Annotated in this window: 19 protein-coding genes; 8 read left to right on the plus strand and 11 right to left on the minus strand. The window is 66.1% G+C overall.

Annotated elements, in window-relative coordinates:
* Window positions 1–89: 89 nt before the first annotated feature.
* The 4 genes from NCW75_12175 to NCW75_12190 form a co-directional block, all read right to left on the minus strand.
* A complete protein-coding gene (locus NCW75_12175; GenBank protein UYV12048.1) occupies window positions 90–1,814 on the minus strand; it encodes a B12-binding domain-containing protein in 1,725 nt (574 codons plus the stop codon).
* Window positions 1,807–3,717 carry a homocysteine S-methyltransferase family protein gene (locus NCW75_12180; GenBank protein ID UYV12049.1) on the minus strand — a complete coding sequence of 637 codons (1,911 nt, stop codon included), beginning with the start codon at window positions 3,715–3,717 and terminating at the stop codon, window positions 1,807–1,809. Before NCW75_12180 ends, NCW75_12175 begins: the two co-directional genes overlap by 8 nt.
* A 154-nt stretch (window positions 3,718–3,871) precedes the next feature.
* A complete protein-coding gene (locus NCW75_12185) occupies window positions 3,872–4,075 on the minus strand; it encodes a CsbD family protein (protein ID UYV12050.1) in 204 nt (67 codons plus the stop codon).
* Between the two features lie 43 nt (window positions 4,076–4,118).
* Window positions 4,119–4,694 (minus strand): type 1 glutamine amidotransferase, encoded by a 576-nt coding sequence (locus NCW75_12190; protein ID UYV12051.1) that lies wholly within the window; start codon window positions 4,692–4,694, stop codon window positions 4,119–4,121.
* 150 nt (window positions 4,695–4,844) lie between these two features.
* On the opposite strand from NCW75_12190, the gene NCW75_12195 reads away from it, so the two are divergent.
* Together NCW75_12195 and NCW75_12200 are read left to right on the plus strand one after the other, a co-directional pair.
* Entirely contained in the window at window positions 4,845–6,299 is a 1,455-nt protein-coding gene (locus NCW75_12195) for an NAD-dependent succinate-semialdehyde dehydrogenase (GenBank protein UYV12052.1), read from the plus strand.
* Window positions 6,300–6,530, plus strand: a complete 231-nt coding sequence (locus NCW75_12200; protein ID UYV12053.1) for a hypothetical protein — start codon at window positions 6,300–6,302, stop codon at window positions 6,528–6,530.
* A gap of 7 nt (window positions 6,531–6,537) precedes the next feature.
* On the opposite strand, the gene NCW75_12205 is transcribed toward NCW75_12200, so the two are convergent.
* Window positions 6,538–6,981 carry a hypothetical protein gene (locus NCW75_12205; GenBank protein ID UYV12054.1) on the minus strand — a complete coding sequence of 148 codons (444 nt, stop codon included), beginning with the start codon at window positions 6,979–6,981 and terminating at the stop codon, window positions 6,538–6,540.
* 166 nt (window positions 6,982–7,147) lie between these two features.
* Window positions 7,148–8,299 (minus strand): hypothetical protein, encoded by a 1,152-nt coding sequence (locus NCW75_12210; GenBank protein UYV12055.1) that lies wholly within the window; start codon window positions 8,297–8,299, stop codon window positions 7,148–7,150.
* A gap of 99 nt (window positions 8,300–8,398) precedes the next feature.
* On the opposite strand from NCW75_12210, the gene NCW75_12215 reads away from it, so the two are divergent.
* The 6 genes from NCW75_12215 (at window position 8,399) to NCW75_12240 (ending at window position 16,555) form a co-directional block, all read left to right on the plus strand.
* Entirely contained in the window at window positions 8,399–9,751 is a 1,353-nt protein-coding gene (locus NCW75_12215) for an aspartate aminotransferase family protein (protein ID UYV12056.1), read from the plus strand.
* An 84-nt stretch (window positions 9,752–9,835) separates the two neighbouring features.
* Complete coding sequence (locus tag NCW75_12220) at window positions 9,836–10,822, plus strand: carbon-nitrogen hydrolase family protein (protein UYV12057.1); 987 nt, start codon at window positions 9,836–9,838, stop codon at window positions 10,820–10,822.
* On the plus strand, window positions 10,819–13,521 hold the full coding sequence (locus tag NCW75_12225) for an aminotransferase class I/II-fold pyridoxal phosphate-dependent enzyme (GenBank protein ID UYV12058.1): 2,703 nt from the start codon (window positions 10,819–10,821) through the stop codon (window positions 13,519–13,521). Before NCW75_12220 ends, NCW75_12225 begins: the two co-directional genes overlap by 4 nt.
* A 30-nt stretch (window positions 13,522–13,551) precedes the next feature.
* Entirely contained in the window at window positions 13,552–15,078 is a 1,527-nt protein-coding gene (locus NCW75_12230) for a biotin carboxylase (protein UYV12059.1), read from the plus strand.
* Window positions 15,075–16,055 (plus strand): C45 family autoproteolytic acyltransferase/hydrolase, encoded by a 981-nt coding sequence (locus NCW75_12235; GenBank protein UYV12060.1) that lies wholly within the window; start codon window positions 15,075–15,077, stop codon window positions 16,053–16,055. The genes NCW75_12230 and NCW75_12235 overlap by 4 nt, the downstream gene beginning before the upstream one ends.
* 23 nt (window positions 16,056–16,078) lie before the next feature.
* The gene (locus tag NCW75_12240; protein UYV12061.1) at window positions 16,079–16,555 is read left to right on the plus strand and encodes a transcriptional repressor; all 477 of its coding nucleotides are present in this window, start codon (window positions 16,079–16,081) and stop codon (window positions 16,553–16,555) included.
* 3 nt (window positions 16,556–16,558) lie between these two features.
* Here the strand turns inward: NCW75_12240 and NCW75_12245 are convergent, their stop codons facing one another.
* The 5 genes from NCW75_12245 to NCW75_12265 form a co-directional block, all read right to left on the minus strand.
* The gene (locus NCW75_12245; protein ID UYV12062.1) at window positions 16,559–18,121 is read right to left on the minus strand and encodes a PQQ-dependent sugar dehydrogenase; all 1,563 of its coding nucleotides are present in this window, start codon (window positions 18,119–18,121) and stop codon (window positions 16,559–16,561) included.
* Window positions 18,122–18,399: 278 nt separating this feature from the next.
* Complete coding sequence (locus NCW75_12250) at window positions 18,400–19,416, minus strand: hypothetical protein (protein UYV12063.1); 1,017 nt, start codon at window positions 19,414–19,416, stop codon at window positions 18,400–18,402.
* A complete protein-coding gene (locus NCW75_12255) occupies window positions 19,413–20,864 on the minus strand; it encodes a hypothetical protein (protein UYV12064.1) in 1,452 nt (483 codons plus the stop codon). The genes NCW75_12250 and NCW75_12255 overlap by 4 nt, the downstream gene beginning before the upstream one ends.
* Complete coding sequence (gene murQ, locus NCW75_12260) at window positions 20,858–21,772, minus strand: N-acetylmuramic acid 6-phosphate etherase (GenBank protein ID UYV12065.1); 915 nt, start codon at window positions 21,770–21,772, stop codon at window positions 20,858–20,860. The genes NCW75_12255 and murQ overlap by 7 nt, the downstream gene beginning before the upstream one ends.
* Window positions 21,769–22,848, minus strand: a complete 1,080-nt coding sequence (locus tag NCW75_12265; GenBank protein UYV12066.1) for an anhydro-N-acetylmuramic acid kinase — start codon at window positions 22,846–22,848, stop codon at window positions 21,769–21,771. Before NCW75_12265 ends, murQ begins: the two co-directional genes overlap by 4 nt.
* Between the last annotated feature and the right edge of the window lie 1,172 nt (window positions 22,849–24,020).

Consider the following 24,020-nt stretch of genomic DNA (forward strand, 5'->3'; position numbering starts at 1 on the left):
CAGTTATTATGACAGCCCACGGGGGAGGTTCCCCGTAGGGGATGAGATTCTTGGGTTTCTAGGGAAGCTGCCCCGGAGGGACTCTTGAATCAGACATTGAAGTACTTTGCCTGCGGATGGTGGACCACGAACGCGCTGGTGCTCTGCTCGGGATCGATCTGCCAGTTCTCGGTGAGCTCGCAGCCGATGCGTTCGGGCTGCAGCAAGCGCCAGATGATGCCCTGGTCGCTCATGTCGGGGCAGGCGGGGTAGCCCGGGCTGTATCGGCTGCCTCGATACTTCTGGCGGAAGAGGTCGGGGATCTTTGGAGAATCCTCGCCGCCGATGCCCAGCTCGGCCCGGATGCGCTTGTGCCAGAGTTCGGCGAGCGCCTCGGCGCTCTCAACGCCCATGCCGTGGACGAAGAGGTACTCCTTGTAGTCGTTGTCGGCGCGGAGCTTGTTAGCAAATTCGGTGACCTGTTCACCCATCGTGACGCACGTGAGCCCCAGCACGTCCTTGTGACCGCTGTCGACACTCTTGAAGAAGTCGGCGATGCAGAGGTTCTTCTTGCCGTCCTGGCGCGGGAAGCGGAAGCGCTCGATCTCCTTGTCGTGATCGTCGGCGTCGAACACGATGAGGTCGTCACCGTCGCTCTGCACGGGCCAGTAGCCGTAGGCCACGCGGGGGTGCAGAACGTTCTCGTCGCGGAGCTGTGCGGTAAGCCGATCGAAGACCGGATGGACCTTGTCGTCGAGGAATCGCTCGTATTCCTCGGGGCTCATCGAGCCCTTCTTGAACTGCCACTGGCCGCGATAGAGGGCGGTCTTGTTGATGAAGGGGTAGATCTCGTCGAGCTTGATGGTCTCGACCACGCGCGAGCCCCAGAAGGGGGCCTCGGGCACGTCGATGTCGGTGGCCACGGCGCTGCGCACACGCTCGGCGGTGGCAGCCCCGCTGTCTTTTGAAGCGGCGAAGTCATCCTGCCGCTCGGCTTTCTTGGCACGCGCTTCAGCGACGACCTTCTGGGCGTCGGAGCGCTTGGTCAAACGTTCGCTAATCTCGCCGTCGAGCACGTCGGTCTTGCCGCCCTTGAGCATGTCCATGGTGCGCAGGCCCTCGAACGCATCCTTGCCGTAGAAGACCTTGCCGGCGTAGAGGTCGCGCAGGTGGCTCTCGCAGTAGTGCCGCGTGAGGGCGGCACCGCCGAGGATGATGGGCACGTCGATGTCCTGGGCGTTCAATTCCTTGAGGTTCTCTTCCATCACGGTGACGGACTTGACCAGCAGGCCGCTCAGGCCGATGGCGTCGGCCTTGGTTTCCTTCCATGCCTCCAGGATCTGCGGCAGGGTCTGCTTGATGCCGATGTTGTGGACGGTGTAGCCGTTGTTGGAGAGGATGATGTCGACGAGGTTCTTGCCGATGTCGTGGACGTCGCCCTTCACGGTCGCCAGCACGATGGAGCCCTTGCCCTCGCCCTCGATCTTCTCCATGTGGGGCTCGAGATGCGCGACGGCCATCTTCATGACCTCGGCCGATTGCAGCACGAAGGGGAGTTGCATCTGGCCGCTGCCGAAGAGCTCGCCGACGGTCTTCATGCCGTCGAGCAGGTGGTCGTTGACGATCTCGAGGGGCTTGTACTTCTGCATCGCCTCTTCGAGGGTGTCATGAAGATTTTCCTTCTCGCCGTCGATGATGTGGGCGCGCAGGCGCTCTTCAAGGGTGAGGTCCTTCTTCTCTTCAACTGTGGCACCGACGCTGTCGACGTCCTTGAAGAGTTCGATGAAGGCCTGGAGGGGGTCGTAGCTCTTGTCGTAGGGCTTGGTCTCAGGCAAGGGCGACCTCCTCGGTCTTCTGCTCGTCTTCGGCGGGCAGGCCGGTGCCGCCGATGCTCGTGTCGCGCTTGTCGTAGACCAGGTGCATCGCCACACGCTTCTGGTCGTCGTTGATCTTCGCCAGCGGCAGGATCTTGCTGGCATGCACAATAGCGCTGGTCATGCCGGCCTTGACCAGCTCGTCGAGGAACACGCTGTTGAGCACCTGCCGCGCGGCGGGCTTGAGCCCGAAGCTCACGTTGCTCAGGCCGCAGGTGATCTGCACGTTGGGGAACGCCTCGGCGATCCGCTTGGTGCCCTCGATAAGGGCGAGCGCGCTGCGGCGATCGTCGTCCATGCCCGTCGAGATCGGCAGCACCAGCGGATCGATGAAGATGTCGGTCTCATCGAGCCCGTGGACCTCGGTCGCTCGCTTGATGGACCGCTCGGCGATGGCGAACTTGCGGTCGGCGGTGCGGGCCATGGCGGCCTCGGGGTCTTCGTCGATGGTGCCGATGACCAGGGCGGCGCCGTAGGTCTTGGCCATGGCACAGATGGCGTCGAACTTCTCCTCGCCGTCCTCGAAGTTGGCGCTGTTGATGATGCACTTGCCGCCCGCGCACTGCAGGCCGGCCTCGATGGTGGCCACCTGGGTGCTATCGATCATGAGCGGGGCGTCGACCTGGCGGACGAGCCGCTGGACCACCTCGCGCATGTCGGCGGCGTTGTCGCGGCCGGCGTAGTCGACGTTGACGTCCAGCACGTGGCTGCCCTCGCGCACCTGGTTCTTGGCCAGGGCGACGATGCCGTCCCAGTCTTCCTCTTCGAGCAGGCGCTTGAACTTGCGGCTGCCCGAGGCGTTGCACCGCTCGCCCACGATGAGGAACGAATTGTCCTGGCGGTACTCGACGGGCTGGTAGAGGCTGGTGCAACTGGCGGGCATAGTCGCCCGCTCGGTGCGCTCGGCCTCGCGACCATTCACCATCTCAGCCAATTGCTTGATGTGCTCGGGCGTGGTGCCACAGCAGCCGCCCACCAGGCCCACGCCGCTCTGCTCAATGAATCGCTGCTGGGCCTCGGCGAAGGGGCCGGGCTTGAGCGGGTACTCGGTGCGGCCCTCGACCAGCACGGGCAGGCCCGCGTTGGGGGCTACCGAGACGTGGCGGTCCCAGTACTTACCGAGCCAGCCGATGTATTCGGCCATCTCCGTCGGGCCGGTGGCGCAGTTGAGGCCCAGGCTGAGGATGGGGTAGCGCCGCAGGGCGTGGGCCGCGGCCTCGATGCTGGTGCCCATGAGCATGGTGCCGGTCTGCTCGATGGTGACGCTGACGCAGATGGGGACGTCGGAGACCGACTTGCCTTTCTGCTCGAGCGCGCGCAGGCAGGCGTTGACGGCGCACTTGACCTGCAAGAGGTCCTGGCAGGTCTCGATCAGGAACGCGTCGACGCCGCCCTCGATCAGGCCCAGCGCCTGCTGGGTGTAGCTGTCGAGCATCGCCTGCCAGGTCGTATTGCCCAGCGTGATGAGCTTGGTGCCCGGGCCCATCGAGCCCATGACGAAGCGGGGCTTGTCCTTGGTCGAATAGGCATCGGCGGCAGACCGGGCGATCTCGGCCGACTTGCGGCTGAACTCGAACGCCTTCTCGGACAGGTCGAACTCGCCCAGCACCAGCGTGTTGGCACCGAAGCTGTTGGTCTCGACGCAGTCGGCCCCAACCTCGAGGAACTCCTTGTGGATCTCCTCGACCACGTCGGGTCGGCTGTCGACCAGGATGTCGGTGCAGTTCTCGCAGCCGCAGTAGTCGCCCTCGACCGTCAGGTCGCGGCTGTACAGGCTGGTGCCCATGGCGCCGTCGAGCACCAGCACGCGGCTGGCCATGGCCCGAGCGAAGGGGCTGGCAAACAGGGGATCGTTCGCGGTCATGCGGGAGTATATCCATTCATCCGCATGGATGGATGAAAAGATAGGCGAATCCGGGCAATACCGTACAACTGACAAAAGAATAAGCGGGCACACCTCTTCGTGAACCCGCTCCTTCTCCCTCGGAGTCGGTCAGAAACCGACGATCAGCCCGCGATCAGCAGTTGCAGGACTTCTTGAACTCGTCGACTTCGTTCTCAGCCTCTTCTCGGGACTTGCCGTACTTCTCCTGGATCTTGCCGGCGAGCTGGTCGCGCTTGCCCTCGATCTGGTCGAGCTCGTCGTCGGTCAGCTTGCCCCAGCGCTCCTTGGCTTTGCCCTTAAGCTGCTTCCAGTTACCTTGCATGGTGTCTTGGTTCATTGTGGATCTCCTGTGTGGGTGTTGGAAGTGGATAGATTGGGACTCATGCGGTCTTCTGGCCGGCGTGCTTGCCCTCACGGATCTCCTCGATGGTCTTGTCGATGAACGCGGGCAGGTCGGCGGGCGAGCGGCTTGTCGTTAGCGCCTGATCGCATACGACTTCCTTGTCGACCCAGCGGGCACCGGCGTTCTTCAGGTCGTTCTTCAGCGACGGCCAACTGGTCACCTCGCGGCCGTCAAGAACGCCACAATCGATGAGGATCCAGGGCGCGTGGCAGATGGCGCTCACGGGCTTGCCGGCCTTGAAGAACTCACGCACGAACGTCGTCGCGTCTTCCCGCGTCCGCAGCTTGTCTGGGTTCATCACGCCGCCGGGCAGGACCAAGGCATCGTAGTTGTCGGCCCGAGCGTCGGTGATCGAACGATCGGCGTTGACGGTGTCGCCCCAGTCTCCGTCGTTCCAGCCTCGGATGTCCTTGCCATCGGGCGTGACAATGTGGACCTCCGCACCGGCCTCCTGGAGGGCGGTTAGGGGTTGTTCGAGTTCGCTCTGCTCGAACCCGTCGGTGGAGAGGATTGCAATGGTCTTGCCTTCAAGTTTCTTGTTGGTTGTGGTCATGAAAGTATCTTCGACCCCGGCGGTGACCGCAGGGTGAAGGCCCCATGAATCTCGGCTCATTCTTACTGACCGAGCGCCAAACCCACGCGCGGCGGTCCGTAGGATGCTCCATCTTCGGGAATCTCAGGACATAATCAAAGGGATATCACTGTGGACTCCAAGGACAACCTCAAGACCGACAACCTGATCAACGGCTCGTGGATCAAGGCCGACGACGGCACCACGCTCGATGTTACCGATCCGGCGACCGATGAGATCGTCGCCACCATCCCCAGTGTGGGTGAAGCTGAGTCGAAGCGCGCCATCGACGCGGCGCACGAGGCGTTCGGCCCGTGGGCCAAGCGGCCCGCCGCCGAGCGCGGCAAGCTGGTGCGCAAGCTGGGCGAGCTGATGCTGCGCGACGCCGACCGGCTGGCGGCGATCATGACCGCCGAGCAGGGCAAGCCGCTGAGCGAGGCGAAGGGCGAGATCAACTACGCCGCGTCGTTCCTGGAGTGGGCCGCCGGCGAGGCGCCGCGGATGTATGGCGAGACCATCCCCGCCAACAGCAACGACAAGCGCATCCTCGTGATGCGCCAGCCCGTGGGCGTGTGCGCGATTATTACACCGTGGAACTTCCCCGCCGCGATGATCACGCGGAAGATCGGGCCCGCCCTGGCGGCCGGATGCACGGTGGTGGTCAAGCCCGCCGAGTTGACCCCGCTCAGCGCGATCGCCATCGGCGAGCTGGCGATCGAGGCCGGGCTGCCCGCGGGCACGGTGAACATCGTCACGGGCGATAGCAAGGCGGTCGCCGGGCCCATGTTCGAAAACAGCCGCGTGCGCAAGCTGAGTTTTACCGGCTCGACGCCGGTGGGCCAGGTGCTGATGAAGCAGGCCAGCGAGAACTTGTTGAGGCTCTCGATGGAGCTCGGCGGGCACGCGCCGTTCATTGTGTTCGATGATGCCGACCTCGACCGCGCCGTGAGCGCGGCGGTCGCGTGCAAGTTCCGCAACGCCGGGCAGACGTGCATCTGCGCCAATCGCTTTTACGTCGAGAGCGGCATCTACGAGACGTTCATGGATCGCTTCGCCAAGGCCGTCGAGAAGCTCAAGGTGGGCCGCGGCACGCAGGAGGGCGTGGACCTCGGTCCGCTCATCAATGACAAGGCCATCCAGAAAGTCCAGGAGCACGTGGAAGACGCCAAGAGCAAAGGCGCGACGATCAAGGTGGGCGGCGAGATGGTGAAGCTCGACGGCCTGGCCGACCGCTTCTACGCCCCCACCGTCATCGACGGCATGAAGCCCGACATGAAGTGCGCCAGCGAGGAGACCTTCGGCCCCGTCGCCCCCGTGGCAAAGTTTGAAAAGGACCAGGAGGCCATCGACGCAGCCAACAACACGCCCTTCGGGCTCGCGAGCTACTTCTTCACCAGCAACGCCACCCGGCTGATGCGGGTCGCAGAGGCCCTGGAGTACGGCATCGTCGGCGCCAACGACGCGGCACCCTCGACCGCGCAAGCCCCATTCGGCGGCGTGAAGCACTCGGGCTTCGGCCGCGAGGGTGGGAAGTATGTGATGGAGGAGTACACGAGCTTGAAGTATGTGTCGTGGGGGTTGGTGTAGGTGGAAAACGACACGCCATCTCGCTTCGAATGCTCGGCTTGCGGTCGCACGGTTGACCACGTGACGCGGCAGATCCAGGTCCATACGACCGGACTGTTCGATCGCTTCGAGATGGCCACCTTGTGCGCACGTTGCCGCAAACGGCAACGGTTGTACGCCGTGTTCGGCCTCGGGCTCCTGCTCGCGCTCGCGGCAGCTCTGGCCGTAATCACGATCATGGCCTTGGCTTAATTCAGCTTCAACGAAGCTGCGGATGCGCCGCCAGCACGTCGGCTTCGGAGATGTCCTTGCCGGTCTTCTCGCTCAGCTCGGTCGCCAGCCGCTCGGCGGTCAGTTCGCTGGTTGGGATCTGCAGGTCGGGGGCCCGCGACGAGCCGTCGGTGTCGAGCAGCCCCTCCTCCTCGGGCGGCAGGTAGATCGCGCCGGTGCTGAAGTCGACCGCGTAGGCGATGATGCCGGGGATGAGGAAGAACAGCAGGCCCACGCCGTTGAGCAGCACTACGCCGATGTCCAGGTCGCCGCCGTCCTGGCCGCGGCGCTCGGGGTAGAAGATCGTGCCGCAGCCGCTCTGGAAGGCGATGGCGGCCAGCAGGAGCGACGCGGCCGTGGTCGCGCGGCGGCGGCGGTAGATGGGGCGGCCGGCGATGGTGCGAGCGAACGAGCGGGTGCGGCTGGTGGTCATCACGAATCCTCCACGAGATGTACGGTCACGAGATGCACGGTTCCGGACGTGCCACGGACCGTACCCCGCGTCATCGGGCGGGGGCTTGTCGTGAGTCAGATTTCATTGTGGCCTCGGGCGGGGCTGTTTTTCAGCGGGCTACCGACCGGGCTACGCCCGGAACCCGCTACGGCCGACGAACGATCTCGACCGAAGCCGGTGCACCGAAACGCTTGTGCAGCCACACGGGTTGCAGGCCGCGCCGCGGATCTCCGACACGTCGCCAGAGGCGTTTGCCGTTTTCGTGGACCTCGTGGACGCGCGCGTCGTTGCGAGGCACCTTGAAGCCCGGATCACCCGATATGACGAAGCGGCCATCCGGCGACATGGCCGACGCCGTTCGGAACACGCCGGGTACGTCCAGCACGCGACGGCCCGTGGGCTCTTCGTCCGCCGGCCACTCGAGGCTGTAGATGCGATCGCGGTTGCTCTCGAAGCCGAAGTAGGCGTTGCCCGGACCATCGACCCAACCGTCCTGGAAGGGCACCACGCGGTGGGGGCCATCGCCGCCCGATGGGCCGGGGCGCCAGAGGTACGCGCCCTCCTTCATGGGCGGGTTGTCGCTGCCGTCATATGGGAAGAGCACGGCCGTATCACCGAGCACCGGGTACACCGCGCCAACATCCAGGCCCGGGGCCCAGCCGGGGTCGGGCATCGGGTTGCCGTCCCAATCGAGGGCGACCAGCCCTTCGCGCGTGCGGACCACGATCGCCCGGCCGGGGATGACCGCGATGGAATTCCAGCCCCTCAGATCGGTGCGACCGATGGGCCGGAAGCCGTCGGCCTCGCTCCAGAGGACGGGTTGCGTACCGCGATCACCGTAGAAAATGCAGTAGTAGTTCTGTGCAGCCGGGACGATGTCGTGGGCGCCCTCGAACAGCAGGCAATCGACCTGGAGGCCCGGCCTGTTCTGATCGTCCTCGCGTTGGATCAGCAGGCCGCAGGCCTGCGGGGAGGGGTAGCCGCCAGAATCGACCTGTTCGAGGTCCGGTACCAAGCCGTCGCGGAGATCGCCTTTGAGAACCAAGATCTTGACGGCCGGGTCGTAGGTATTGCCAACAGACGCCTCCTCGGCGGCGTCGATGAGCCACAGCCGCAGCCGCAAGTGTGGGATGGAGTCGTCCCGCCAGCCCTGCCAGATCGGCTCGACCTCCGACGAGACGGAGAAGTAGTTCGGGCTCGGGCCGCGGTCGCCGGGCATGCCGCCAAACAAGCCGCACCCCGGCAGCACGCCAATCGCCAGCACGAAGAACGCGAACCGCAGACCACGCATGGGCATCCTCCCTGCTCTCCCGAGTCCGTTCTTAGAAACTAGGCGCGTCCGGTCGCGCATACACTCTGTTTCCAGCCCGAATCCCGCTGTGTCAGGAGTTCCTCAGTGCCAGCTACCGCCTCGACAGATACCGCCCAGGCCGCCTCGGCCGCCCTCGTCGCCCGCCGCCAGAAGGTGGTCTGCTCGGGCGTGGGCATGCTTAGCCCCATGACCGCCGCCAGCGCCGATGGTGCCATCATCACCGACGCCGATGGCAACGAGTTCATCGACTTTGCCAGCGGCATCGGCGTGATGGGCGTGGGCCATTCCGACCCGGCAGTGGTCGAGGCCGTCCGCCAGCAGGTTGGCACGCTCCAGCACGCGTGCATCCACGTGGCGACCTACGAGCCCTACGTGGCCCTGTGCGAGAAGCTCGTCGACCTCTTCCCGCATCACGAGGACGCGAGCGATAGCACGAAGGCCATGCTCATCAGCACCGGGGCCGAGGCGGTCGAGAACGCCATCAAGATCGCCCGCCAGGCCACCGGCCGCGCGGGCGTGATCTGTTTTGCGGGTGCCTTCCACGGCCGGACGCTACTGGCCGCCACGCTGACCAGCAAGACGCGCCTGAAAGAAGGCTGCGGCCCGTACGCGCCCGAGGTCTACCGGTTGCCCTTTCCCAAGGCGCTGCCGGGCGAGGCGATTCACGAAGCAGCGGTGGTCGAGCGCGAGCTGGTGCGCCTGGAGCGTGCCTTCGTCGACACCGTGTCGCCCACGCAGGTCGCGGCCATCATCATCGAGGTCGTCCAGGGCGAGGGCGGCTTCAACGTCGCGCCCAAGGCGTACTTAGAAGGCTTACGTCGAATCTGCGACGAGCACGGCATCGTGCTCATCTTTGATGAGGTCCAGTCGGGCTTCTGCCGCACGGGCAGGTGGGCGGGGTACGAGCACAGCGGCGTGAAGCCCGATCTTTCGCCCTGGGCCAAGGCCATGGGCGGCGGGCTGCCCATCGCGTGCGTCATCGGCAAGGCCAGCGTGATGGACAAGGTGAACCCCGGCACGCTGGGGGGCACCTACGGCGGCAACCCCGTGGCGTGCGCCGCGGCGCTCGCGACGATCAAGCGGATGGAAGAGCTCGACCTGAACGCACGGGCCACGCGCATCGGCGACACCATCCACCGCCGATTCAGCGAACTGGCCGGCAAGGTCAAGGCCGTCACCGAGATCCGTGGGCTTGGCGCCATGAAGGCCATCGAATTGTGCGAGGACGGTGATTCCGCCAAGCCTTCCGCCGCGATGGTCAAGGCGGTCATCGACGACTGCCGGAGCAAGGGCCTGCTGGTCATCGCCGCGGGCGTGGCGGGCAACTGCATCCGAGTACTGACGCCGCTGGTGATCACCGACGAGCAACTGGACCGCGGGCTCGACATCTTGTGCAAGAGCATCGAACAGCACGCGAACGGCTCGGGATCGAAATAGGCCCCGGCCGCGCGTGATTCCCCGTATCCCTGACCCTCGTAACTTCGGCCCCTATGGTGCTTTGTACGAAAGGCGAACGAACTTATGCGCCCCTATGCCATCGCTGGCCTGCAATTGAACGTCTCGGGCCGTCGCTCGAACCTCGACCACATCTCCGACCGCATCGAGATGGTCATGCACCTGTACCCGTGGGTGCAGATGGTCATCGTGAGCGAGCTGGCCACCTTCGGCGGGTGGACGGGCCACGCCACGCCATTGCCAGGCGACGTCGAGCAGCACTACCAGAAGCTGGCCGCCCGCCACGGCATCTGGCTGCTGCCGGGTTCGCTCTACGAGAAGACCGACACGGGCATCTACAACACCACACCGGTGATCAACCCCGCGGGCGAGGTCATCGCGCGGTATCGCAAGATGTTCCCCTTCATGCCCTACGAGACAGGTGTGGAGTGGGGCACCGAGTTCTGCGTGTTCGACGTGCCCGAGGTCGGCCGCTTCGGCGTGAGCATCTGCTACGACATGTGGTTCCCCGAGACCACGCGCACGCTGGCGGCGATGGGCGCCGAGGTCATCCTGCACCCCACGCTGACGCCCACGATGGACCGCGACGTGGAGTTGTCGATCGTGCGCGCGACGGCGGCGATGAACCAGTGCTTCGTAGTCGACATCAACGGCATCGGCGACGGCGGCAACGGCCGCTCGCTGTTCGTGGCACCCACTGGCGACGTGCTGTACCAAGCCGGCAGCAACGAGGAACTGCTGCCCATCGAGATCGACCTTGACCGCGTTCGGCGATCGCGTGAGGTCGGGCTCAAGGGGCTCGGCCAGCCGCTCAAGAGCTTCCGCGATCGGGCCGTCGACTTCGAGGTGTACCAGCGGGGCAGCCCGACCGCCGAATACCTCAACACGCTGGGCACGCTCGAAAAGATGGCGCGGGGCAGCCGGGCCGGCATCGCGTTTGGCGAGCACCAGCCCGAGCCCATGCCCCCGCTGCCGAGCCAGCCGGCCACGCCTGCGCCTCCGGCCGCGCCCGATACGTTGACGCAGCCGCCCGTGCCGGGATCCACGCCATGACGCAGGCCGAGTCGGTCGACACCCGCCCCCAGCGCCAGCGGGGGCGCCAGTACAGCGCCTTCCAATTGCGCATGGACACCTGGAACGAGCTGCAGGTGCGCACCAACTGGCTGCGCGAGTTGACACGGTCGGGCCAGGACGCCAGCGAGCCCCGTGCGCAGGTGGCCGAGAGCCTCGACGTGCTGGCCAGCCTGGAGCCCTACTGGGCGTTCCCCGGGCCGGCCCGGATGGACGAACTCACCCGCCTGTGCGCCGCGGGCGCGACGGGCGAGTTGGCCGATCGGGTCTCGAGCATCAGCCGCCTGCTCATCGGCGACGCGTACCGCGAACGCGGCGGCGCGGTGTTCGACGAGCCCGGACGCGACCCGCGCAAGAACGGGCAGGAGATCGATCCGAGATCGCAAGTCCGCGGTCGACCGTACTTCGAGGTGCTGTTCGTCGATGGGGCCGACGCGTACGACCACGATTCGTTGCGTGAGGGCCTGGCCGAGTGCCGGCGCGAGGGCGACGAGTTCGTCTACGACGTGCTTACGGTGCCCAGCGCGCAGGACGCGGTGATCGCGGCGTTGTTCAACCCGACCATCCAGGCCGTGTTCCTGCGATACAACTTCGCCTTCAACACCGAGAACAGCCACCCCGCCCTGCGGCGGTACCTCAACGCGCTCTCGGCCGAGAACATGCCCAACAGCTACGGGCTCGATCGGAGCCTGCACCTGGCCAAGGTGCTCAAGAAGCTGCGGCCCGAGCTTGATCTGTATCTCGTCACCGACACACCGCTCGACTCGGTGGCCGGCAACGTGGGCAACGCCTTCCGCCGCACGTTCTACCGGCTCGAGCAGTACATGGAGCAGCACCTGAGCATCCTGCGGGGTGTTCGCGAGCGGTACGAGACGCCGTTCTTCGACGCGCTGCGCAAGTATGCGGCCAAGCCCACGGGCGTGTTCCACGCGCTGCCGATCGCGCGCGGCAAGAGCATGACCACCAGCCACTGGGCTCGTGACTTCCACGAGTTCTACGGCGACAACTTGTTTATGGCCGAGACCAGCGCGACCAGCGGCGGGCTCGACTCGCTGCTGCAGCCGCGCGGGCCCATCCGCAAGGCCCAGGAAGCGGCGGCCCGTGCCTTCGGCGCTCGCCAGACGTTCTTCGTCACCAACGGCACCTCGACGGCCAACAAGATCGTGCAGCAGGCGCTCATCCGTCCGGGCGACATCGTGCTGGTCGATCGGGACTGCCACAAGAGCCACCACTACGCCTTCGTGCTGGCCGGGGCCCACCCGGTGTACCTCGACTCGTACCCGCTCCAGAAGTACACGATGTACGGCGCGGTGCAACTCGAAGAGATCGAGAAGCAACTGCTCGCGCTCAAGGACGCGGGCAAGCTCGACCGCGTGCGCATGCTGGTGCTGACCAACTGCACGTTCGACGGCCTGACGTACGACCCGGTGCGCATCATGAAGCGCATCCTGGCGATCAAGCCCGACATGATCTTTCTGTGGGACGAGGCGTGGTTCGCCTACGCCCGCTTCAGCCCCACGCTGCGCCGCCGGACGGCGATGGACGCGGCCAGCACGCTCCGCAAGCTGTACCGCAGCTCCGAGTATCGCATCGCCTACGCGAATCGCGCCGAGGGCGACGAGCCGATGGCCGACCCCACCGAGGTCCGGGTGCGTGTGTACGCCACCCAGTCAACGCACAAGACGCTCACGAGCCTGCGGCAGGGCTCGATGATCCACGTATACGACGAGGACTTCGAGCAGCAGGCCAGCACTGCGTTCAACGAGGCGTTCATGACGCACACCTCGACCTCGCCCAATTACCAGATCATCGCCTCGCTCGACGCCGGGCGGCGGCAGGTCGAGCTTGAGGGCTTCGAGCTGGTCGAGAAGACCATCGACCTGGCCATGACGCTGCGCAAGCGCGTGAACGAGCACCCCGACATCTCGCGGTTCTTCCGCGTGCTGCGGCCGGCCGACATGATCCCCAGTGGGCACCGGCCCAGCGGGCTTGAGTTCTACTACCACCCCGAGCAGGGCTGGGGCAAGATGGACGCCGCATGGCGCGAGGACGAGTTCACGCTCGACCCCACCCGCGTGACGCTCGAGGTGGGCACCACGGGTATCGACGGCGACACCATCCGCCACCTGCTGATGGACCGCTACGACATCCAGATCAACAAGACCTCGCGCAATACCGCGTTGTTCATGCCCAACATCGGCACCACGCGGGGCGACGTGGCATACCTCATCGAGACGCTGGCCGACATCTCACGCCGCGTCGAGGACAACCTCAGCACCGAGAGCGCCGCGGGGCTGAACCTGCACACACAAAAGGTCGACTCGCTGCTCGAGGGCCCACCGCTACCCAACTTCAGCCATTTCCACCAGGCTTTCCGCGACGGCGACGCCTCGACGCCCGAGGGCGACCTGCGGCGGGCGTTCTTCCTGGCGTACGACCAGGACAACACCGAATGGGTAAAACTCGGCGGCGACCTGCTCAAGCAGATCAAGGACGGCCGCGAGTTTGTGTCGGCGGCGTTCGTGACGCCGTACCCGCCGGGGTTCCCGATCCTGGTGCCCGGGCAGGTGTTCAGCGCCGAGATCATCGCGTACCTGCTGGCGCTGGACGTCAAGGAGATCCACGGCTATCACTCCACGTACGGCCTTCGCGTCTTCGAGGAGCACGCGCTTCGGACCTAAGCCACGTTCTTCCACCGCTCAGGGGGCAGCATGACCACCGTCACCACCAAGCCAACCAACCTCACGAAAGCCAAATCGCTCACCAGCGACGTCGGCAAGCGTAAACGCAAGGGCACGCTGTACGGCATCTCGGAGATCCGACGGTTCTTCCACCGCAACACCGAGCCCATCTACTTCATCAGCGCGACGAACTTCAACCTGCTGGGCATCGACGAGTGGGTCCGCAACTTCACGTACATCAATTACATCGACTGCTTCGACGGGCAGCACCCCAACGTGTTCGTGCCGCCCGAGCGGCCGCACGAGCCGTTCGAGAGCATCGAGGACATCAACAACTACCTGCTGCGCCACCCGGCCGTCAAGGAACTCATCAAGAGCCGTGGCAAGGGCCTGAAGACCAACGGCAAGGCCGTGTTCCTGATGTTCGACGAGACCACCGAGAAGCTCTGCAAGGAGCTGGGCCTTGAGGTCTGCTTCCCGCCCGCGTCGCTGCGCAGCGTGGTCGATGACAAGATGGAGACCACCCGCATCGGCAACAAGGCCCGCGTGTACAGCGTGCCCAATAAGCTGGTGAGCGTGAAGGACTACGAGGACCTGCGCAAGAAGACCAAGAATCTCGGCGACGACGTGGTGATCCAGACCGCCTACGGCGACTCGGGGCACACGACCTTCTTCGTGAAGAATGAAGGCGACTTCGCCAAGCACGAGGCCGACATCACCAGCGCCCCCGAGGTCAAGGTGATGAAGCGTATCCGCTGCCGCGGCAGCGCGCTCGAAGCGTGCGTCACCCGGCACGGCACGATCGTGGGCCCGCTGATGACCGAGTTGGTGGGCTTCAAGGAGCTGACGCCCTATCGCGGCGGGTGGTGCGGCAACGAGGTGTTCGACGATGCGTTCGATAAGCGCATCCGCAGGAACGCCCGCCGGGCCGCGATGGCCTTCGGCGACCAGCTCCGCGAGATGGGCTACCTGGGCTACTTCGAGATCGACTACCTGACCGACCTGGACACCGGAAAGGTGTACCTGGGCGAGTGCAACCCGCGCATCACCGGCGCGAGCAGCATGACCAACCTAGCCGCCTTCGCCCACGCCGACGCGCCGCTGTTCCTGTTCCACCTGCTCGAGTGGATGGGCGTGAAGTACGAGCTCGACGTCGACGAGTTGAACGAGCGTTGGGCCGACCCGCAGAATATCGATAGCTGGTCGCAACTGGTCATCAAGCACACCGACGACACGGTCGACCGCATCACCCACGCGCCGCCGAGCGGCATCTATGAATTAGACGGCAAGGGAGGCATGCACTACGTGCGCATGCAGACGCACCGCCGCACGGTGCAGTTCGAGAACCGGGCGTTCTTCCTGCGCATCGCGGCCCCGGGTGACTACCGGTACGAGGGCGCCGACCTGGGCATCCTGGTCAGCCCGGGCCGGTTCATGGATGACGACTTCCAGCTGACGCCGCGGGCGAAGCAGTGGATCAAGGGCATCCGCAGGTTCTACGCGGGCGAGAGCGACGGGGCGGGCCAGCCCGAATTGACCGGCTTCAAGCTGCTGTGAGCCCGGGCGCCACGACCAGCCCGACCATGCTCTTCCGCGTCATGCGTGACGGATTCGAGCTAGATGAAGCGTTCGCGGCTTATTGGCCCGCGTACCAGAAGTGGATCGCAAAGAGCAAGGGCCGCATGAGCGCCAAGGCGGCGCGAGAAGCACTGGCTCAGCACGTGCCAGAATTGCTGCCGACGTACGCGGCGCTGCTCGCGCGCTTTGGCGACAAGGCCGATATCGCCCGCTTCCTCGCGCTGTACAAGCCACCGCCGCTGGTGCGCGGCTGCACACAAGCCGTGTGGCTGGGCGAGGGCGGGCCCGCCCTGGTGCGCAACTACGACCACGCGCCGCACCTGTCCGATGGCATCGTGCTGCACGCCAACTGGGATGACGTCTCAACGGTGTGCATGACCGATTGCATCTGGGGCGCGCTCGACGGCGTGAACGAGCACGGCCTGTGCGTCGCGCTGGCCTTCGGCGGGCGCAATGTGTCGGGCGATGGGTTCGCCGCTCCGCTGCTGGTGCGGTATGCGCTCCAGACCTGCACCACCGCGAGCGAGGCGGCCAGGGCCATCGCCCGCGTGCCATGCTCGATGACCTACACGTTCGTGTGCCTGGATAAGAACGGCGACCACGCGACGGTGTACGCCGCGCCGGACCGCTCCAGCCGCATCGACCACGCAACGGCGAGCACCAACCACCAGGGCAAGGTCGAGTGGCCGCAGTACGCCATCTCGTGCAAGACGGTTGAGCGGCTGAACCGGGCCCGCGACCTGCTCGGCGACGAGGGCCAGACGCTCGGCACACTCACCCAGAGGTTCCTGGAGCCCCCGCTCTATCGCGCAAGCTACGCCAAGGGCTCGGGCACGCTGTATACAAGCGTGTATGTGCCCGCAAACGGCTCGTTGGCACTACACTGGCGGGGTGCAGCGCTGCGCCAGACGATCGGGCGATTCGAGCCGGCGGCGATCGAGGTACGGCTGGGCTGACGCATCTCACCTACCATGTACCGATGGCCGAACTGTCTCCCAACACCAACTCGACCCCCGCCCTGCGCATCACCGAGCCCCTGTGCGCCGTGTTCCGGCGTCAGCTCAAGGCCGAGGGGCAGAAGTACACGCCCGAGCGGGCCCAGGTGCTCGACGCGATCATCCAGCTCGACCGCATCTTCGAGGCCGAGCAGGTGATCGACGAGCTGCGCGAGCGGCAGCATCGCGTGAGCAAGGCGACGGTGTACCGCACCATCCACCTGCTGCAAGAGGCGGGCATCATCCAGCGCGTGCTGACCGAGGGCGACCAGGCCCAGTACCAGCTCGCCTATGGCGAGAGCCCAAGCGACACGCTCGTGCGCCTCGACACGCGCGAGGTCGTCACCATCGACGTGCCCGAACTCGCGGCCATCCGCGATCGCATCTGCAAGGAATTGGGGTTGTTGCCCCAGGGGCATAAGTTGCAGATCTTCGCCGTAGCGCCCGAAGCGGAGGACTGAGCCTCAACCGCACCCCGCATCGAACGCGTTCTGGAAGCACAGAAAGTCGAAGAGCGTGAGCGACCCATCACCATCGCAGTCGGCCCTCGGGTCGCCCGCGTCGAAGGCGTTTTGGAAGCACAGGAAGTCGAAGAGTGTGAGCGAACCATCGCCGTCGCAGTTGGCCACGCAAAGCTCGGCTTCGTCGATCACCAGGTCGGCCACCCACACCGTGTCGACCTGACGGCTGACCACGAACACTCGGCCCGATTCATCTGAACCGAAGCGAGGGTCCACGCGATCGAGGCCCAAAATGTCGTTGATCCCACCAGGCGTGCTGCCGTCCACGCTCACGTTCATCACGAACACATCGGCCTGCGTATCGCCCGCGTCGGCCGCGAACAACTCGCCCAGGTCGGCGTGGAAGAAGGCCCCGCGCGCGAGGTCGCTGAACAGCACCTGCTCGCCAAACCCCGGATCGCTCGGATCGATCACCGGGAACCCGCCGACGATGGCGGTGTTCTCGGCCGTCGGCGTCGCACCGGGCGTGTTTGGGATCTCGTGGTCGTACACCGCGGCGGGGAACTCGAGCGTCGAGCCCGAGGGCAGGCGGAGTACCGTGCCCAGATTGCCATCGTCGGGCCCGTCGTATCGCGTCCAGCCGTGGTTGTCGCCGTTGTCGACGATATTGATCTCTTCGAACTTCTCGTCGCCGATGTCGAAAACAAGCAGCCGCCCGTTCCCCAACGCGTCGCGCGCGAAGCACATGTTCTGCGGGTTTCGCATGCCCCAGGCGAAGATCTCCTCGGTGTTGCCGTCATCGTCGAGCAACGGCCCACCATCGGCGTAGAAATTGCTCGCGGGTACCGAATACCGATCCGTACCGTTCTGCAGCGGATCGATGCGCAAGATCTTGCCGAAGGGGTTGTCGCGGTCTTGCACGTGCTGCCAGCCGGGATTGCCAGAGCCGTTGTTCATGTCACCCAACGGGATGTGCAGCAGCCCATAGTTCGCGTCGCCAGGCTCGGCGTACGGATCGAACATGAGCTGGCCGACGCTGTGCGAGTCGACCACTCGGCCGCTGAACTCGAAGCGGATGACCTCACGCCGCGACGTGGTGTCGATGCGGTTCGGGTCGCTCGCGTCGACCGTCCATTCGGTGATGGCGTACTGCGCCCGGCTGTCGCCCGGCCGGCTGGGGAGCGCCGCGCCACTGTAATCGGGCGCGCGCGAGCCTGGCCTCACGCTCATCGAAGTGGTATAGAACTTGCCCTCTCCCGCTGTGCCCGGCACGGCGTAGTCGGGGTGAAATGCGCTGTAGGAAAGCCCATTGGTCGACAGTCGGAAGATCTGCCGGAAGTCGGGGAGCACGCCCGGTGCGGCCAGATCGAGGAACACGCCCAGCGGATCGCCCGCCGCCGAGAAGATGAACACCTTGCCCTCGTTCGTGCTCACGAACACGCGGCCCGAGCCGTCGCGGGGCGCGTCCAGGTCGATGGCCCCCGAACGATCGATCGTCGAGATCGTTGCGAAGGTCGACAATTCGAGCACCGTCGACGACGGCAGCGGATCGGGTGCCTGGGCCATCGTGGCTCCGCACGCACCAACCAGCACCACAACACTACCCCGACAACGCCCCATCGCAACCATATCGAACCTCCTGACCTTTGCCATACCCCGCTAGATCGGGGCGTCCATACACACAATCTACCACAAATCGGCCACCCGATCAATGGAAATCGCACGATTGCGGTGTACTTGGGAATGGGCGAGCGGGGACCCGGAGGGCGGGTCGGCCATCTCCAGGCGGCTTCGGCCAGAGCGATGTTGAACGTAGCCAGGTGCTCGTGGATCTGCCGCCAGGGCTAAGCCAGTAACCGTACCCGTTCGTGCGACAGCGCCGCCCGGGCCGTGAGCCCTTCGATCTCCGAGGAGGCCTTTTCCATCGATCGGACGACGTCCGGCGCAAATTCGCTCCGGGCCGAGTTGCAGGCGTGCACGAGCACGTCCGCGCCGGCCTCTGCGCCCAGGCAGATCGTCTCCTCGAGCGACCAGCGTGCCCGCACGCCCTCCATGTCGAGCGCATCGGTGAACACAGGGCCAGCAAAACCGAGCTCGTCACGGAGTAGCCCTGTCGTCACCGCGCGCGACAGCGATGCCGGACGGTCCGCATCGAACGCGGCCAGCAATAGGTGCCCCGTCATCACGCCAACACGCTTGCCCATCAGCAAGCGGTACGGCGCCAGCTCGCGATCACGCTTCCAAGTTCGGGAGATGTCAACGAGGTCGTGGTGCGAGTCGACCGTCGCCGACCCATGACCGGGGAAGTGCTTGAGCACACAGGCGACCCCCGCCTCCCGATGCGCCCGCACCACGCGCTCGGCACACGCCGCGACCTCCCCCGGCTCACCCGAGAACGACCGCTCCAGTGCCCCAATCACCGGCGACGCAGGATTAATGTTCACGTCAACACACGGCGCGAAGTTCAGGGCGATGCCGGCGTCGCGCAGTGCGACCGCCATCGAACGCGATTGTGCCAACTGCTCCTGCTCCGTCAGCAACGCGAACTCATGCGCCGAGGGCCAGCCCGCGAAGCCGTGCGCACGGGAGAGGCGCTGCACGCGCCAGCCCTCTTGGTCGATCGCGACCAGAGCGTCGTCGCCAAGGCGCGAGCGCACGTGATCCGTCAGCACCCGGACCTGCCCGGGCGATCGCACGTTCCGTTCCCCACCGGTGGCCACGTCGCGATCGAACAGAATCACCATCCGCACCCCCGCATGAGCACAGGCATCGAGGTCTTCTTCCAGCCCCGGGTCGCCCGGCGTCGCGCCGCGGATGCCGAGCATGGTCATCGCCCCAAGCTCGCGCAGCGCGGCGCTCACTGCTTTGGCCCCTTGGCAAGCGAGCAGACAGCGAGGCTCATGAGAAAGCCGCCGAGCATGCGCCACCCCAATGAGGGCGCCGGTTCGACCATGAACTGCAGCGCCGCGACGTAGCCCGCGCCGAACACCAGCGCGCACAGGATCGACAGCGCGCTCCCGCGTCCGAGCAGCAGCGTCGACACGAAGACCCCCAGCAGCCCCGCGTAGGCGTAGATCATCACGCCCAGCGCGAAGGGGATCAACCCCTCGTCCTTCCCGCCCTCCGCCAACACAAACACACACGCCATCGCGATCAACGCCGAGCCGCAGAGTGCGTTCACGATCCGGGCGGTGCGAGCGCCGGCGTCCTTCTTACCGAAGCCGAGGTCCACGACCACGGAGCTCGACATGGCGTTGAGCGCCGAGTCTGTGCTGCTCATCGCGGCGGCGAACAGACCAGCGATCAGCAGGCCGCGTAGGCCCGTCGGGAGATCGTCGAGGATGAAGGCGAGGTACACCCCGCGCGTGTCGCCCTCGACCACCCCGCCGCCCGAGGCGTCTCGTACGAAGAGCAGAAGCCCCACGCACAGGAACAGCCCGACGACGAGTGTCCCCAGCAGACTCGACGCGATCAGCGACCACGCCGCCCGCGGAGCGCTCCGCGAGGTCAGGAGGCGCTGCGCGAGGTCCTGGTCCGTCCCGAACGCCGCGGCGTTGAAGAGTGTCAGCCCCAGCAGCACCGCCCAGAGCGTGTAGGGTGAGCCGAGGTCCCACGACAGGTCGATCAGCACGAGCTTGTCGCCCGTTGGGTCGGCGTGGGCGATCGCGCCAGGCAAGTCGCTCGGCGCGATGCCGATCTGCCCCACCAGCACCCAGATGCTCGCGACCACCGCGACCACCATCACCAGGGCCTGCAGCGCGTCCGTCCAGATCACCGCCCTGATCCCGCCCCACGACGTGTAGATCATCGCCAGCGTGCCCATCGCCGCCACGCACACCAGCAGGTGATCGATCGCGAGGTCGCCGAACACGATGAGGCTGCACGGCACCGCAGCAATGTAGAGCCGCGAACCGCTCGCGAGCAGGCGGCCGAGCAGGAACGCCGCGGCACAGGACTTCTGCGCGAACACCCCGTGTCGTGCGCCGATCGGCTCGTACACCGTCGTCGCACGGGCCGCATAGAACTTCGGCAGGAGCAGCCACGCGACCAGCACCGCACCGAGCACCGACGCGATCGACGCCGACAGATACGTCAGGTTCGACGTGTATGACTCCTGTGGTCCTCCAATGAACGTTGCACCCGAGACCGACGTCGCGACGACCGAGACCGCGATCGCCCACGCCGGCACGCGCCGCTCGCCCGTGTACAGCGCCTCCGCGCTCCGCACCCGTCGTGCCGCGAGCCAGCCGATCACCAGCACCGCGAGGGCGTACGCCGCGAAGACCACGCCGTCGAGCACTGTTAGCACGACGCCCCCCGTTCCAACGCGCCACGCAGCGCCCCATCCGATACCTCGAGCAGCGCCTCCGCCTCGCCTCGTGATACAAGCAGCGAGCGCATGACCACCGCGGTCTTCACGCGACCGCCCGCCTCGTCGAGCAGCGCGAGGGCGTCCTCGCGCGACCCGCCGACCAAGCGTACCACGATCCGCGCCGCCCGGTCGTGCAGCTTGTCATTCGTAGCGCTCACGTCGACCATCAGCCCGTCGTGCACCTTGCCCAGGCGCACCATCAGGGCGGTCGAGATCATGTTGAGCACGAGCTTCGTTGCGGTCCCCGCCTTCAGGCGCGTCGACCCCGCCAGCACTTCGGGCCCCGTCTCGAGGCGGATCACGTGGTCCGCATCGAGGCTCTCGGGCAGGCTGCCGCACGTCACCAGCGCCGTCAGCGCACCGCGCGAGTGTGCTATGTCAATCGCTCCTAGCGGGTAGGGCGTAGTCCCGCCCGCGGTCAGCCCGATGACCGTGTCGAGCCGGCCCACACCGAGCCGCTCCAGCTCCGCGCCGGCGCCCTGCGGATCGTCCTCGAGCGACTCGCTCGACCGGCGTAATGCGGCATCGCCACCAGCGATGATCCCGATGACGCGCGATGGGTCCACGAGGAACGTGGGCGGGCACTCCGAGGCATCGAGCACGCCCAGGCGCCCCGACGTCCCGGCGCCGACATAGATGAGGCGACCGCCCGCTCGGAACCTCGGTACGACATCCTCCACCAGCGCCGCGATGCGCTCTGTCTCGGCGCTCACCGCGCGTGCAGCCCGCTCGTCCTCTGCCGACATCAGCGCCAGCAATTCCGCGGTCGGCAGCGCATCCAGACCCACGCTGCGCGGGTGGACGCCCTCGGTAGGCACGCCCGAACGGTCCGGCGGCGACTTCACGGGCGCACCCCAATCCACGCCCCTTCGGTCATCAGTCGATCCTTCCGCCCTGTGATAGGCCCTTGCGTGTACATGACGCCATCGAGCGCGAGCAGGCCAAGCACCGCGACACACGTCGCCTCGCGGTCCTGCGCACCGACACCGAACGCTTCAGTGGTCCGGCTGGGGCCCGCGATATCCTCGATCGAGTGCACGAGCGCCGGGTTCCGAACACCACCACCCGCAAGCACCGCTGCGCCCGAGCCCCGCACCCGCTCTCCGATCACGGTGCCAACCGCACGGGCGGCACTGGCCATCAGGTTATTCCCATCGAGCGAGGCGTACCGGTCCACCCACGCCCCGCACTCGTCACCCGTGCCGAGCGAGCGAGTTCCTAATGACTGCGCACGGAGGATGTCGAGGAGCGAGCCCGCCGCGTCGTCGTCGGGCGTGCCGGCCAGGGCCGCTCGCCCGTCCTCGTCGTACGCCTCGCCCAGCGCCCGTCTGGCGCAGGCGTCGAGGACCTGGTTGCAGGTGCACACGTCGAACCCTCGCACGTCCTCGGGCCCAGAGCCGGCCGGCAGCGTCGTGACATTGCAGAACCCGCCGAGGTTCACGATCGCGCGGTCCTCCTCTTCGGACCGGAACAGCACCCAGTCCGCGATCGGGGTGATCGGGGCGCCCTGACCGCCCGCCGCGAGGTCGGCACCGCGCAGGTCGTGGAGCACCGGGCAGCCCAGCCGCTGCGCGGCGGGCCATGGGTTGATGAGCTGCATCGAGACGGGGGGGGCGTGAACGACCGTCTGGCCCGGAAGCACGCACACCGCAGGCACGATGCCGGCGGTATCGACCATGTCCCCGACCACCCGGGCGTGCAGTTCCCCGAGTTCCAGCGCGAGGCGCGAGAACTCCCCGGCGCTCATCGGCGTGCCGCTTGCTGCCGCGCGGAGCCCGTCTGCGAGATCACCGAGCCCCGCCCCCTCGTGCCCGACCGCGCGCACGCGCAGGTCCAAGCCCGTTCCCTCCGCCTCCACGAGGACGGCGTCCAGCCCGTCGAGGCTCGTCCCGGTCATGCAGCCTATCGCGTAGCGCACCATCGACACAGTATCGGCGACCACCCCACCTTGCCCCCCATGCAGTTTGCACATCCAGGGCTGAATCTGGTAGAGTACTTGCCATGCTACCGGTGAGCTCGGGCTTCGCTCGCTTTGCCGATCGCCACCGCGCAGCGACACGGGGCCACATCCAGAGCCCAGTGCTGATCTTCCCGGGCGAGCATGGGGTCAAATACGGATCGCTCGAGCAGCCCAGTATTGAGAGCGGGTGGGTAGGGCCGGCAGCGTCGGCCGATCAGGAGGACACTGCCATTGCCTGTCGAGCAGGTCGATGATCCCTAGAGCCCCATCGGCGGCGTATCTCCCGAGCAACTCGTGGATGCATTGCCGAGAGCCTGGATAACGGAGCCGTGCGGCATCCCACACTTAATCCTGACAAAAACCGTCCGTACGGCTCTGCTGCAAGATGATCTCCCGGCATGGGTTGCCAAGGCCATGATCAATGTTTGCTAATTTGAGCCGGGTAGCGGATCGGGATGGCCATCTCGACCGTGAACGGCCGGGCCGGGCGTTGGTGTTCCAAGCTCCCGACACCCGCCTGGCTGATCCCAGGAGCTTGGACTGACCACCATCACGGAAGATCGGCAGCGGGTGGCGATTGAGCCTCTGCGGGACTGTTGCGAAATGGCGCGGGACTCGTCGACTCTCTCCCAGCTCTGCTTCCTCGCCCGACCCGTCGCTACCGAATTCGCCGACCTCGATGCTTGGGCCGTGCGACGAACCTCCGAGAGCCCGAACGGCCACGACTTCGGCTTGTTGGATGGCGATTGGTATCGACTTTCGTCTAAGCCGTATCCAGACGTGTGCTGGCACACTCGTCATCCTCGGCCGCCTGATGCAGCACCTTGAGGCCGCCGGACTTGGAGGGCACGGGTGGGTTCAAAAGCGGCGCAAAGCATCGCAGTAGAATCCGGCACCAACTCGAAGCGCACGCCGCAAACCCTTGGAATCGCGGACTTTCTGCCGCACGACGCCGAGGGTTGCAACGCTTCGCATTCCGATCTAATAGGCGGGCGGGGACTCGAACCCCCCCACGATTCCCCGAGAGAAACGCACGAGCGGGCGCGGGGTGGCGCTCGACCTGACGCACTGAGCCCGGCGCAGAGGGCCGTGGTGGGCTGGCTGACCTCCCCCGTGAAGGGCCTGGCTCGTGC

The organism is Phycisphaera sp. (genome assembly GCA_025916675.1).
Classification (GTDB): domain Bacteria; phylum Planctomycetota; class Phycisphaerae; order Phycisphaerales; family UBA1924; genus JAHCJI01.

What these genes read in the sequence shown, in the direction of transcription:
- NCW75_12180 (UYV12049.1), bottom strand. Translation starts at nt 3,717, where the DNA reads ATGACCGCGAACGATCCCCTGTTTGCCAGCCCCTTCGCTCGGGCCATG.
- NCW75_12265 (UYV12066.1), bottom strand. Translation starts at nt 22,848, where the DNA reads ATGGTGCGCTACGCGATAGGCTGCATGACCGGGACGAGCCTCGACGGG.
- NCW75_12240 (UYV12061.1), top strand. Translation starts at nt 16,079, where the DNA reads ATGGCCGAACTGTCTCCCAACACCAACTCGACCCCCGCCCTGCGCATC.
- NCW75_12245 (UYV12062.1), bottom strand. Translation starts at nt 18,121, where the DNA reads ATGGCCCAGGCACCCGATCCGCTGCCGTCGTCGACGGTGCTCGAATTG.
- NCW75_12230 (UYV12059.1), top strand. Translation starts at nt 13,552, where the DNA reads ATGACCACCGTCACCACCAAGCCAACCAACCTCACGAAAGCCAAATCG.
- NCW75_12210 (UYV12055.1), bottom strand. Translation starts at nt 8,299, where the DNA reads ATGCCCATGCGTGGTCTGCGGTTCGCGTTCTTCGTGCTGGCGATTGGC.
- NCW75_12220 (UYV12057.1), top strand. Translation starts at nt 9,836, where the DNA reads ATGCGCCCCTATGCCATCGCTGGCCTGCAATTGAACGTCTCGGGCCGT.
- NCW75_12205 (UYV12054.1), bottom strand. Translation starts at nt 6,981, where the DNA reads ATGACCACCAGCCGCACCCGCTCGTTCGCTCGCACCATCGCCGGCCGC.
- NCW75_12225 (UYV12058.1), top strand. Translation starts at nt 10,819, where the DNA reads ATGACGCAGGCCGAGTCGGTCGACACCCGCCCCCAGCGCCAGCGGGGG.
- NCW75_12190 (UYV12051.1), bottom strand. Translation starts at nt 4,694, where the DNA reads ATGACCACAACCAACAAGAAACTTGAAGGCAAGACCATTGCAATCCTC.
- NCW75_12185 (UYV12050.1), bottom strand. Translation starts at nt 4,075, where the DNA reads ATGAACCAAGACACCATGCAAGGTAACTGGAAGCAGCTTAAGGGCAAA.